General features: G+C 45.0%; 7 protein-coding genes. 2 read left to right on the forward strand and 5 right to left on the reverse strand.

Annotation, left to right across the window (positions count from 1 at the left end):
- Nucleotides 1-997 precede the first annotated feature (997 nt).
- Together NST25_RS22900 and NST25_RS22905 are read right to left on the reverse strand one after the other, a co-directional pair.
- Entirely contained in the window at nt 998-3,187 is a 2,190-nt protein-coding gene (locus tag NST25_RS22900) for an alpha-galactosidase (protein WP_076304597.1), read from the reverse strand.
- A 235-nt stretch (nt 3,188-3,422) separates the two neighbouring features.
- On the reverse strand, nt 3,423-5,888 hold the full coding sequence (locus NST25_RS22905) for a glycoside hydrolase family 2 protein (protein ID WP_340392546.1): 2,466 nt from the start codon (nt 5,886-5,888) through the stop codon (nt 3,423-3,425).
- Nucleotides 5,889-6,021: 133 nt separating this feature from the next.
- On the opposite strand from NST25_RS22905, the gene NST25_RS22910 reads away from it, so the two are divergent.
- Nucleotides 6,022-6,873 (forward strand): helix-turn-helix domain-containing protein, encoded by an 852-nt coding sequence (locus NST25_RS22910; RefSeq protein ID WP_076128941.1) that lies wholly within the window; start codon nt 6,022-6,024, stop codon nt 6,871-6,873.
- A 71-nt stretch (nt 6,874-6,944) separates the two neighbouring features.
- Here the strand turns inward: NST25_RS22910 and NST25_RS22915 are convergent, their stop codons facing one another.
- From NST25_RS22915 to NST25_RS22925, 3 genes are all read right to left on the reverse strand, one after another.
- Nucleotides 6,945-8,558 carry an extracellular solute-binding protein gene (locus NST25_RS22915; protein ID WP_038574721.1) on the reverse strand — a complete coding sequence of 538 codons (1,614 nt, stop codon included), beginning with the start codon at nt 8,556-8,558 and terminating at the stop codon, nt 6,945-6,947.
- A gap of 107 nt (nt 8,559-8,665) precedes the next feature.
- On the reverse strand, nt 8,666-9,556 hold the full coding sequence (locus tag NST25_RS22920; protein ID WP_036683186.1) for a carbohydrate ABC transporter permease: 891 nt from the start codon (nt 9,554-9,556) through the stop codon (nt 8,666-8,668).
- 26 nt (nt 9,557-9,582) lie between these two features.
- Complete coding sequence (locus NST25_RS22925) at nt 9,583-10,539, reverse strand: ABC transporter permease subunit (protein ID WP_051491272.1); 957 nt, start codon at nt 10,537-10,539, stop codon at nt 9,583-9,585.
- Nucleotides 10,540-10,796: 257 nt separating this feature from the next.
- Between NST25_RS22925 and NST25_RS22930 the strand changes: the two genes are divergently transcribed.
- A complete protein-coding gene (locus NST25_RS22930; protein ID WP_340392547.1) occupies nt 10,797-12,521 on the forward strand; it encodes a sensor histidine kinase in 1,725 nt (574 codons plus the stop codon).
- Nucleotides 12,522-12,875 lie beyond the last annotated feature (354 nt).

Raw genomic sequence — 12,875 nt, forward strand, 5'->3', positions numbered from 1 at the left:
TGTTGGACGGGTAAGCAACTTGCATGTCGTACTAATTCGCGTCCAGCAGTCCCCGGCTAGCAAAGCATTTTGCTAAACACCCTAATTCGCGTCCGAAAGCACCGAGTCACAACCATCCCCCACCGCTTTCGGACTCAGATGACGCTATTTGCCAATTTTTCGTCTTTTGAGTACTGTTTCGGATTCCAGTGCAGCTATTCCTTCGAAAGAGGTGCATATTAGGTACTTTTCGAGCCAATAGCGACTATGCGGTCCGATAAAACTCCAAATGTGTGAAAAGACTGCGGTTAGCGGCATTTGAGTCCTATAGCACCGTGTTGGTTGGGTAAGCAACTTGCATGTCGTACTAATTGGCGTCCAGCGGCCCACGGCTAAGGAAGCAACTTGCTAAACACCCTAATTCGCGTACGGCAGCCCCCGCCTAGGTAAACATCCTGCTAAACACCTTAATTCGCATACGAAAGCACCGAGTCACCCCCCTCTACCGCGCTTTCGGACTCAGATGACGCTATTTGCCAATTTTCCGCCTTTTGAGCACAGTTTCGGACTCCAGTGCAGCTATTCCTTCGAAAGAGGTGCATATTTGGTACTTTTAGAGTCAATAGCGACTATGCGGTCCGATAAAACTCCAAATGTGTGAAAAGCGAGCGATTAGCGGCATTTGAGTCCGATAGCACCGTGTTGGCTGGGGAAGCAACTTACATGGTGCACCAATTTGAGCCCGCCGACTTCGAGTTATAAACACTCAATTTCAGTGGCGTCAAGCTACTTACAAGGTGCACTAATTCGCGTACGGCAGCACCTGGCTAGCAAAGCATCTTGCTAAACACCCTTATTCGAGCCCGCTATCCCCGGCTAAGGCTAGGCAACATTCTGCTAAACACCCCATCCAATAACAGCTTCGGGCGCGCAGCTAGTCACAAAAGAACTCAAAAAAGGAGAAAAAAAAGGAAGGTGCTCAGCAGCCAATGGCTTTTGGGGCACCCTCCTTTTTTGATTAAACTTCTCTAAGCACGAAAAGTAGGCTTCTGAAATCGCCCTCAAGCTGTGGAAGCGTGAGTCCGAAGTGCATCAGCTCATCCCCTCTGTATACTCCGCCGTTAAGCTCAAGCTTATACGATTTCGCAGGGTCGAGTCCTTTCAGACGCAATCTGCGCAACGGTGGATTAGGCCCGGCCAAAACTTGGAAGTAGGTGGCGAAGGCTTCTTTTTTATCAGCGGAAACAAACATCCATGCCGTCTCGTTTCCTTCAAAAGGACTAAGCAGTCGATAGAAATCACCGTACTGAATCAGCATTCTCAGTTCCTTGTACTCCGAAACCTGCTTGCGGATATCCTCGCGCTCAGCTTCAGTAAGCTTGGTCAAATCCAGCTCGTAGCCGAAATTACCCGACATCGCGACATGACCACGTGTCTCCAAAGGTGTAATACGATGTACCTGATGGTTAGGAACAGCCGACACATGGGCACCCATTGAACTCGCAGGATACACCATACTTGTTCCGTATTGGATCTTCAATCTTTCCACTGCATCCGTATCATCGCTAGTCCAGGTCTGTGGCATATAATACAGCATTCCCGGGTCAAATCGTCCGCCCCCGCCGGAGCAGCTTTCGAACAAAATATGAGGGAAACGGGAAACGATACGTTCCAGCACATCATAAAGTCCAAGGATATAACGGTGTGCCGTTTCACGTTGACGTTCGGCTGGAAGAAGCGCTGATCCAATCTCCGTCATATTCCGGTTCATATCCCATTTCACATAAGTAATCGGAGCGGATGATAATACCGAGCTAACTGACTCGACGATATAATCACATACATCCTTACGGGATAAATCCAGCACTAGCTGCTGGCGGGCTAATGAACTTTTATGCCCAGGTACATGGAGACACCAGTCTGGATGTTCACGGTAAAGATCACTTTCAGGCGATACCATTTCTGGCTCGAACCATAATCCGAATTCCATGCCCATTGCCGTGATATCTTCGCCTAGCTTTCCAAGACCTTCAGGCAGCTTGCGACGATCCTCTACCCAATCTCCCAGGGAGCTGTCGTCGTTATCACGTTTGCCGAACCAGCCGTCATCCAGCACGAACAGCTCCAGGCCTAGCTCTTTTCCTGCTTTAGCAATTTCTTTGATTTTATCCGCATTAAAATTAAAATAAGTCGCTTCCCAGTTGTTGATCAGAATAGGACGCTTGCTATCGCGGAATTCACCTCTGCATAACCGGGTCCGATACAGACGGTGATAGGTTCTCGATAAACCGCCAAGCCCTTCACTGGATCTTACTAATACTGCTTCAGGTGCCTGAAAGGATTCGCCCGGTTCAAGCAACCACTGAAAATTGAAAGGTTGAATACCGATCCCTACTCTGGAAATTCCGTATTGATCCACTTCTGCTTGGGCGAGGAAACTCCCGCTATACACAAGGCTGAATCCATAAACTTCGCCATGGTCCTCTGTCGCATCTTTTGCAAGCAAGGCCATAAAAGGATTCTGCTGATGGCTACTGGAGCCGCGTTTGCTGTCAATCCGTTGGATGCCAGGAACGAGTGGTCTTTTGTGAATATGGCGTTCTCTAGTCCAAGTACCGGATAATTGCAGCATGTCATAGTCAGAATCATGGAAGTCAACATTCGCGCTTAATACTCTTTTCAAAACCAGATTGTCCTTACCCAGATTCTCAATCCGCACGGAACGTGTTATAACATCCTGATCGTTAAATACGGTATAGCTCAAGGCAGCGATCAATCCTGTTTTATCATCTTGCAGTATAATTTCCAAGGTCTCTGCTTCTTCATCACTTTCAACATAAGTAGCAGGCAGACCTTTGAGTGCAGGTTTTCCTTTATTAATGGTGTAGCTCTTATAACGGAAATCCGTTACGGTCGTGCCATCTACTAGGTGAACCTCCAGTGCCGGTTCGCGGAAATCCCCGTTTCCATAGGAAGGGAATTCGCTTGGCAAGGTGTCGAGGGAGATATTTTTATCCTCCTGCAAATAAGTTGGACTAAAAGAGCAACGTTCCACCAAATTCAACGGGTGTTGAAATTCTCTCCCTGCCAATTTTGGGCCCCAGTAGACATGCGCTGGAATAACACCTTTGATCATTTCAATAATATAGCTGGATTTCTCTGACTGTAAATGAAACACCTTGCGGTTGTCGTCATAATAAATACCCATAATATGTTTGCACTCTCCTTAAGGTAGCTCAATAGAACGTTTATTGTTTGTAGTTAATGCTTCTTCGAAGTCTATTTTAGAGTGAAATGGAAGGGTATACAATCTTAATATCTATACCTATTATAGTAAAATATTGATCTATCTATACACAGGATCTAAACCACTAGAATATATATCATCAAACTGTCATTTGGAGATTGGTAGCCTAGGATATAGTAGGAAAATAACCTTTTGCTTAAATATCAAAGACGGAACGTACAGTAAGCTGGGCACGCAGTTCCTCAGCCGTAGCTGGTTTGTCGAGATCTTTTTTGGCAACTGTAACGATTCTTGAAATGCCAGCTGACAGGTCGAAATAGTTATCACTGAAGATCGCATCTCTTTCCTTGAAATCAAGTCCAACGAAACGGGCATATGCTTTTGACTTCACAGTAATAACGAATTGTTCTGCTTCCTCTGTGACTACGGCTTCAAGCTCAGGATCAACAAAGCTGAAGTGTTTCGGCTTAACGAACAAGACGGTTCCCCCGCTTATCGTCTCCCCCTCTACCTCAAATACATATTCCAGATAGGCTTCACGTTTCTTCTCTTTTGTATCCAAGACATGACCAAAATCAAGCCGATCGAACTCGGCACTGCTTAAAGCCTCAATCTTCACCGACTTCGCACCTTCCATTAGAACCTCTGATGTCGGAGTAAGCAGTCTCCATCTTAATTCACCGCTCACTTTCTCTCGGCTCTCATTAGAGACATGCAGGCAAACTACGGTTCCTTCGTCATGTGCAGAAGCAAGAACTGGAGCAAAAAAACGTCTAGCCGTATAATGCATTGCTTTCCACCGGCCATAATAATCGATGCTAGACCAAGAGGCAACCGGCCAACAATCGTTCAACTGCCAATACAATGCGCCCATGCAGCGCCCTCTATGTCTACGCCAATGCTCTACGCCACAGCGCATGCCTTCGGCTTGGATAAGCTGGGACGCATAGAGAATAGATTCAAAATCCTTCGGATATTTGTAGGTCTCGCCGATATAATAGAGAATTTTCTCATTTCCGGTATTGTTCTTTTGGTGGGACTCCATGACATAGGAGAAAATATTGCGATCCTCCGGCAGCGTAAAGGATTCAATCGTCTTCAAGCTTGGGAAGGATTGCAGGCCAAACTCAGACATATAACGCGGATAGAGCTTCCGGTAATCTGTAAAAGGCTCCTTACCATGCCAAACTCCCCAGTAATGCATGTCTCCATAGTTCTCGTCATTCGGCTTATCAAAGCTTCCTTTAGAGGAAGGAGAGGCACGCCAGTAAAAGGTATTGGGATCAACTTCCTTAGCGATAGCCGGCAGAAGCACTTCATATTGCTTGATATAGTCGGCCTTTAGCTGGAGCGAATAATGATTCTCCCAATCCCAATCGACCCAAGCCATCTCCTGTTCGTTGTTACCGCACCACAAGCCTAACGATGCGTGATGGCGCAGGCGCTTCATATTGTCGATCGTCTCATGTGTGATATTGTTCTCAAAAGATTCTGTCAGTGCATAGATCCCGCAGGCATACAGATGATCCTGCCAGACGATAAGCCCATATTCATCGCATAGATCATAAAAATAATCGTCAGGATAATAACCGCCACCCCATACGCGAATGGTATTAAAGTTAGCAGCCACGCAGCTTTGGAGCAGGCGATCCGTGCGCTCCTTAGTCACGCGAGGCAGAAGATTATCTTCCAGAATATAATCAGCACCTGTAGAAAAGATAAGCACGCCGTTGACTTCAAAAGCGAATGATTGTCCCCACTGGTCTTCTTCCTGCTTCACAGAAATCGTTCTTAATCCAATCCGCAGTTCTCGACGATCCAGCTCCTGTCCCTTCTGTAACAGCACAACCTCGACGTTATACAGGGGTTGTGCACCCAGATTATTCGGCCACCACAGCTCTGGCTCGATAATTTCCAGTGTAATATGATGATCTTCTCCGGCAGTTTCGAACACACGACGTTCAACGGCCACACCTGCTGGAGTGTGAACACTGACTACGATTTCCCGTTCAACCTCCTGCCAGCTCTCTGTTCTTACCCGAACATCCAGAGTAACCTTATCCGGCTCGTGAAATTGTGTAATATAAACATCGTCAACACGGGCACTGTCATACCCCTGAATGGAGAGACTTCTCCAGATTCCAAGATCGGGCAGCTTCGGACCCCAGTCCCAGCCGAACATGGAATGTGCTTTGCGCAGATGGGATATTCCCTCCACTGCATCAGCACAACTGCTAAGCGGCAGCTCCGCTTGCTTCCGCAGAGCAAATTCCACTGGGGAACGAAAAATCGCGTGAATGGTGTTATCGCCTTGCTTCAACACTGACTTAATGTCCACTTCATACGTCCGGTGCATATTATCACTGTTCAGAATGTTAGTTCCATTCACAAAAAGCTCGCATAACGTATCCAGCCCCTCACACAGCAGAAATACGCAGTCATGCTGTAACACTTCAGCTTCCACTTGAAAGCAACGCTGATATTCGTAATCGTCATTGGATAATTCCAGAACCTCATATTCCTGCTCACGATAGAACGGATCCGGCATTTCTCCGGCATTCAATAAATCGTGATAGACAGAACCTGGCACACTAGCCTCCAGCCAGCTCGGCTCATGCAGACGTCTCATTTTCCATTTTCCATTTAGATCTACAAGATGCATTTTCTCCGCCTCCAAAATGTGCTATTTTGCCTTCTTATAGATCAAGTCTATCAATAATATCTTTATATTTCTTGTGTTGTGTTCTCGAGAATCATGTGCTATTTTAACATCACTAATACCCTGGAGGACGAACATGCTCAAATACACCGAGGCAAGCCATATGAATCCTGAACTACTAGCAGACCCTTTCTGGGTGGAGTCCTTAAGTCAGGTATCTCCAGAGCATACGCATGATTTCTATGAATTTTTCATTCTCACAGAAGGCAGATGTCAGCATATTGTTAACGGGACAGCGCAGCTGCTTCAGACGGGCTGCCTTGTCTTTATTCGGCCCAGTGATACCCACAGATATGAAGCAGATGGTGATAGCGATTGCCGTTTCCTGAACATTCCCTGCCGCAAAAGCCTCATTGAAGATGCTTTAACTTATCTGAATGAAGAGGAGTTTTTGCACGGATTGCTCAACACGCCTCTCCCCCGAATCGCCATGTTATCTCAGCTGGAAATGGCTAGTTTCATCCGTTCTATGGAACGCATTCGCATCCTATCAACCCTAGACAAGGTTAAGTCCCGGATTTTTCTAAAAGGCCTGCTCGTCGATACACTCACCCAGCATTTTTTCTCCGCAGAGACAGTCGCTCAACCAGAATTCCCGCTCTGGCTAGAGCATGCCATAACCAAAATGCATTTAAAGGATAATTTGCACCGTGGACTTCATGCCTTGTACGAGCTGTCAGGGAGAAGCGCCGGTCATGTGAACCGCGCCTTCCGGCAATACTTGAACCAGACACCTACGGAATATATCAACCAGCTAAAGCTCAATGTAGCCCGCAACCTACTGCTCACTACCGAGCTGCGTGTGGTCGATATCGCTTTGGAATCCGGCTTCGAGAATGTCAGTCATTTCTATCATCAATTCAAAAAATTCTATCATCAAGCCCCGCTTGATTTCCGCAGGAATGCACATGTTAATCGGCTGGTTTAGTTTTTTTATACAACAAAAAAAGCTTCCCTCTGCTGAAATGCAGAGAGGAAGCTTTTACATAGATAAATATATTATTTTGAGTTCCACAATTCCATACGTTCGCTATACTTCTGATTGAAGATTTCTTCTACTTTTTCATCCCCAGCTTTTTTCATATCCGCAAGCATCTTGTCGAATGTAGAATTGGCTTCGGCTTCAGAAGGAGCGATGATTACTCTCGTAATGCTTTGATCCATAATATCTTTTACTTTTTGCGCGGTCAGCGCTTCAGGCGTTCCGCCGTCAGGACCTAAGTTATCAAATTCTGCTGTATCCCATACGGAATCTCCAAGGCTCTTAATGGCCATTTCGTCAATTTCACTACGTTGGTATTTAACGGCCATATCGTATGGCTGTTCATTGGCATCCAGACCATTTTTAACAAACCACAACCATTTACGGACACCGCTCTTCTTCACAGCATCGTCCCAGTTATCCTTGAAGCTTTGCAGGAATGCAGGGTCTGGTTGTCTCTTTCCATCCACCATGGTGTACTGCTCGCCTTCCTTACCCCATAGCAGCAAATGTTGTCCTTCGTCACTCGCTAGGTAGTTGAACAGCTTAATAGTTTCTTCAGGGTGTTTGTTATTTTTCGTAATGGCAATAGCATCCCATCCAAGTGAGCTTCTTGGTCCGAATGTTGTTTGGGAGGTCTCTGTGCCTGGTGCTACAACCTTGTACGGGAAGAACTGATTATCATCTCCGCCATCCTTCTTCAGAGTACCATTTGCGTTACCTGGGTCCCAGTATGCGCCTGGTGTGGAGAACACTGCGCCGGTAGCCAGCTTTTGAATCCAGGTTTGTGTTTTGCTGATGGCAAATTCTTTTTCGATTAGACCTTCTCTATACAGACTGTTCACATAGAGCAGCATCTCGCGATACTTTGGATCCTTAACATCATATTGTAATGTTCCATTATTATCGTAGTAGGTTCTCAGACCCCACATCCCTTTAAATGTACCCAGGTTGGCGCCCATATTTTCACCGTTCATCGTCATTGGAACAGTTTCTTTTCCATCAATTGTCTTGTTTTTCTCTTTAAAATTCTTTAAAAGTGCTTCAAACTCATCCGTTGTGAGTGGGGTGGAGCCATCTGCCTTATCTGGAGCCAGGTCAGCAACCAGATTTTTTCTCATCAGCATACCGAAGACAGGATCACTATCCAGGCCATACCAGTTAGCTAGGTAATAGTTTTTTCCATCTTTATAACGTGTTTTGATCAATGTGTCGCCGTACATTTCTTTAATGTCTGGTCCACTTTTCTCAATTAACTCATCGAGCGCTATAAATGCGCCACTTGTAATGTATTTATCGAGAGAAGCATCACCCCGGCTCATTACAACTACATCTGGATAGTCACCGCTGGCTAGCATCAAGCTCAGCTTTTCCGTAGGATTACCCGTTGGCTGCTGTATTGAGATCGAAATGCCCGTTTTTTTGGTGATTTCTTGCGCAATAGCATCAGTGAAAGGCTCACCCTTGGTATTTGAATCAAACCAGGTCAATGTAATCGGCTCTTGTTTTTTATCGTCTCCGGCCGTTTGGTTTGTATTGTTTTTTCCATCATTTGAAGCACAACCCGCTAATACACCAACGGCTAATGCGGCAGTAATACTCACGTTCAACCATTTGTTTTTCTTTATCATAGACACCCTAATTCCTCCCATTAAGTAAGTTACTTCATAAGTCTATCAAGCAACCAAGCAAGTCTGTCCGCTCACCCCCCTTCAGGGCCGCCATTTATTTAATCATATTAACTCTTAACCGCTCCCAAAGTCATACCCTTAACAAAGTACTTTTGCAGGAATGGGTATACCAGTACGATAGGCAATGTTGCCACCATCGTCGCTGCCATCCGGATAGTATCACTTGAAACCGCATTCCGCTTAGCCGAGTTAGCTAGCATTTGCGATTGCGATACCATGCCTCCGGTTTGGAATTGGCTTAATATTTTTACGAGTACGGCTTGTAAGGTCTTTAAGTCAGAACTATAGGTAAACGCATAGGAGTCAAACCACGAATTCCAATGTGAGATTGCCTGAAAAAGTCCTACAGTCGCAAGCACGGGTGTGGTCAAAGGTAGAACAATCCGGAAGAAAATCGTCAGGTCATTCGCCCCGTCTACCTTCGCCGACTCCTCGATCTCACCAGGCAGCCCCTCCATAAAGGTACGGACAATAATCATATAGAAGACATTCATCAACCCTGGCAAAATAAATACGGAAAACGTGTCAATCATATTCAGCGCTTTAAGCACCATGTAATAAGGAATCAGTCCGCCTCCAAAATACATCGTGAAGACAAAATATAGATTCCATCCTTTACGTCCCATCAAATTCCGGCGGCTTAGCGGATAAGCAAGCATCGTAATGACAAGGACAGATAGCGGCGCTCCAATTACGGTACGTTTGACAGTAACCCATAAGCCATTCAAAATCTCGCTATCTTTTAAGATTTGACTGTAGCTATCAAAGGTGAGGACTCTGGGCCATAAATAGACGCCACCACGTACGGTATCCTCAGCAGCATTTAATGAAAGAACGAGAATATTCCAAAAAGGCAGAAAGGTAACTAGCAACACAAGTATAAGAATGAAATAAACTATAAATTTAAAAATATGATCCCCGTATCTATTCGAAATCATCACAAGCGCTCCTCTCTTTTTCGGGTTTAGAACAACGCTTGGTCGTTCACTTTTCTAGAAATACGATTCACAATTACAACAAGTATGAAGGCAATCACGGATTTAAATACCCCAACGGCCGCCCCGTAGGAGAACATGCTGTTTTGTAGCCCGTATTTATATGCATAAATATCGATAACCTCTGAATACTCAAGCACGGTATTATTTTGCAGCAGGTATTGTTGTTCAAAGCCCGCATTCAAAATGCCTCCGACGGCTAGAATCCCTAAAATAACAATGGTTGGACGCAAGGCTGGCAACGTAATATGCCACATTTGCCGGAAGCGACTGGCTCCATCCACTCTTGCTGCTTCGTATAGCTCTGGATTAATAGCGGAAATTGCAGCAAGATACATAATGGCGCTGAAGCCCATTTCCTTCCACATGTTAGACAAAGCGATAATCCACCAGAATAGTGGTCCATTTTGTAGAAAAGCAACCGGTTCCTGAACAATGCCCAACGTCACCAGTAAATTGTTAAACATCCCATCGGAAGCCAGCAGCGTAATCACGATGTTTGCAGCGATAACCCATGAGATAAAATGCGGCAGATAAGAAACCGTCTGTACAAATCTTTTGAAAAATCCCTGCCTAGCTTCATTCAGTACAAGTGCGAGGATGATCGGCGCTGGAAATCCGAATAACAAGGTCAGCAAGCTTGTAGCGAGCGTATTACGCATTACACGGTAGAAATCTCCGGTAGTAAAGAAATACTCAAACCACTTGAAGCCTACAAACTCTGCATGGAAAAATTGTTGAAAAAACGTTCCTCCGCCCGGCTGATAATTCGTAAACGCCATATACATCCCAAACATAGGACCATAAGAAAATAGCAATGTCGCAATTAAGGCAGGCAGCATCAGCAAAAATAACCATTTCTGCTCTTTTAATCTGTACCACAGATTATTGCCTCTGACTGTTTTGATAGCGCTTGCTTTATGCATCAAATACCCTCCCTTTTTATTTAGTGCAGCATGTCGAGCCACATCTCGATTCAACTTCTCTCCTATTCATCTTAAGTCCGCAACAGGTGGCTTTCTATACTTCAATCCTCCGAATGATAGCGCTTTTTAAAGGAGTTTCGGCAGATTCGAGCATTGGATTTCGATATTTAGTCTGCTATGATGAACATGGCAAACAGCGAATTTACAGTAAAGAAGGGACTTCTTCTATGCGCCATATATATAGGAAATATATTTATATGCCTTTTATTGATTTGAGCTTTCGTTCCAAGCTGTTCAGCGTATTTGTGCTAGTGACCATTGTTCCGATGATGCTTTTCGCCTACCTTTCCTACGAATTAACAAAATCAAAATTAACGGATCAGATTTACAGCAATATGATGAATTCAACAGCTCAGATTAATAAAAATTTGGAAAACAAGCTGGACAGCTATGAACATATTTCAGCTTCCATCTACCTGGATAACAGACTTGCCAGCTACCTCACGAGTGAATACCAGGATGATCCTTCTTATCTGGATGTCTATCAATATATAGGCAACCGCATGGACACGATAATGACTGCCTATCCTGATTTTGATAGCGTTTTCATTTATTCGGACAATGAATCACTTCCCAAAGATGATTATTATATCAAGCCGGTAACAGCTGAGGTTAAAAAGACCGAGCTGTTCAAGCAGCTTCAGCAGTCACACGGGAATATCATTCATCTGTCCTCACCGCAAACCGAAGATAGTCCGGCCATGTTTACCTTAGCAAGATTTTTGAACAATAACCGCAATCAATATCCCTACGGTATTCTAGTCTTCAGAATCTCCGAATCGGTAATCTATTCTTTAATGGAGGAAGAAGCGGGCGGGAAAGATATTTTTATTATTAATGACAAAGGGCTTATTCTCTCAGCAGCAGACAAGCACTTATTAAATACGAGCCTGCCGGAATTGCTTGATCAGAAATTCGATGAATCGCCATCGGGCAGATTTGACACAACTTACAAAGGGGTAAAGGCTTTCGCCGTCTATAACACGCTCAAAAATGGATGGAAAACCGTGTCCATCTTCCCTTATGACAGCATTATTCAGGATGCTAAATCACTCTCAGATCTGATTATCAAAATCTCACTGGGCTTTATTGGCGTGGCCCTCCTGCTGATTTACATTACGGCGTCGCTATTCAGCAAGCGTATCCGTACTTTAATCCGGATGATCCGCCGCCTTGAACGGGGGGATTTCAATCATAGTACAGAAGAACATTTGGGAAATGATGAGATTGGCCAGCTGCATTTTGCCTTTAAGCAAATGACCACCCGGCTCAAAAGTCTCATTACCGAGGTGTATCAGAAGGAGCTGCAGAGCAAGGAAGCCGAGCTTGACCTGCTGCAAGCGCAGATCAACCCTCATTTTCTGTATAACACACTGGGCTCCATCTCGTCGCTTGCCCTAAAACATCAAGATACGCGTATACAAGATTTGGTGCTTCATCTAGCCAAGTTTTATCGAATCTCCCTGAATAAAGGGAAAAGTATATTGACCATCCACGAGGAATTAAAGCTGACCCAGAGCTACAACGCCATTCAGCTAATCCGCTTTAAAGGACAACTGAACATTACCTACACAGTAGATGAAGCGATTCTGCCCTACTCTACAGTCAAACTTGCCTTACAGCCTTTTGTGGAGAATGCAGTGCTTCATGCCGTGTGGAGCCAAGAAAGTCCGCTAAATATTCATATCAAAGGTGTCATGGAAGCGAACGATATTATTTTGTCAGTAATCGATGATGGCATGGGGATGAGCCGCGAGACCCTCAGCTCTTTGCTTGAGGATAAGCCTGGACGAGGGTACGGAATCACTAACGTTGATCGCCGCATCAAACTGAAATTTGGTGAGCACTACGGCGTTAAAGTGTTTAGCAGACTAGGAATAGGCACCACTGTGCAGATTCGTTTACCCCAAAAAGAGGTGTAGGAGCGGTGACGAGGGGATTCTCCATTGCGGGGATCGTTTGGCTTGCTTCTCCTTGGATATGATGGGATCGATGGGATCGATGGGATCGATGGGATCGTTTAGATCGCTCGGTACTATTTGCTCCCTGCTCATTCGTATCGGACCGAGGAGACCTTATTTCGATGATTCGGGGCATTTTGCTCGACTATCGGACTCAGATGCAGCTATTGACTCATTTGCACAGTAATTCTGGACATTTTTATAGCAATAAGAGCTATACCGTCCGAAACCTTTGTAAAATGACTCAAATATCCAAAATAGCTGCAATACGGTCCGATGTGTTCGACTTTGCGCGGGATTCTAATTTGACGGAGT

This window comes from Paenibacillus sp. FSL E2-0190 (assembly GCF_037992965.1).
In the GTDB taxonomy this organism is placed as follows: Bacteria; Bacillota; Bacilli; order Paenibacillales; family Paenibacillaceae; genus Paenibacillus_AQ; species Paenibacillus_AQ odorifer.

What these genes read in the sequence shown, in the direction of transcription:
- NST25_RS22900 (WP_076304597.1), bottom strand. Translation starts at nt 3,187, where the DNA reads ATGGGTATTTATTATGACGACAACCGCAAGGTGTTTCATTTACAGTCA.
- NST25_RS22905 (WP_340392546.1), bottom strand. Translation starts at nt 5,888, where the DNA reads ATGCATCTTGTAGATCTAAATGGAAAATGGAAAATGAGACGTCTGCAT.
- NST25_RS22910 (WP_076128941.1), top strand. Translation starts at nt 6,022, where the DNA reads ATGCTCAAATACACCGAGGCAAGCCATATGAATCCTGAACTACTAGCA.
- NST25_RS22915 (WP_038574721.1), bottom strand. Translation starts at nt 8,558, where the DNA reads ATGATAAAGAAAAACAAATGGTTGAACGTGAGTATTACTGCCGCATTA.
- NST25_RS22920 (WP_036683186.1), bottom strand. Translation starts at nt 9,556, where the DNA reads ATGATTTCGAATAGATACGGGGATCATATTTTTAAATTTATAGTTTAT.
- NST25_RS22925 (WP_051491272.1), bottom strand. Translation starts at nt 10,539, where the DNA reads ATGCATAAAGCAAGCGCTATCAAAACAGTCAGAGGCAATAATCTGTGG.
- NST25_RS22930 (WP_340392547.1), top strand. Translation starts at nt 10,797, where the DNA reads ATGCCTTTTATTGATTTGAGCTTTCGTTCCAAGCTGTTCAGCGTATTT.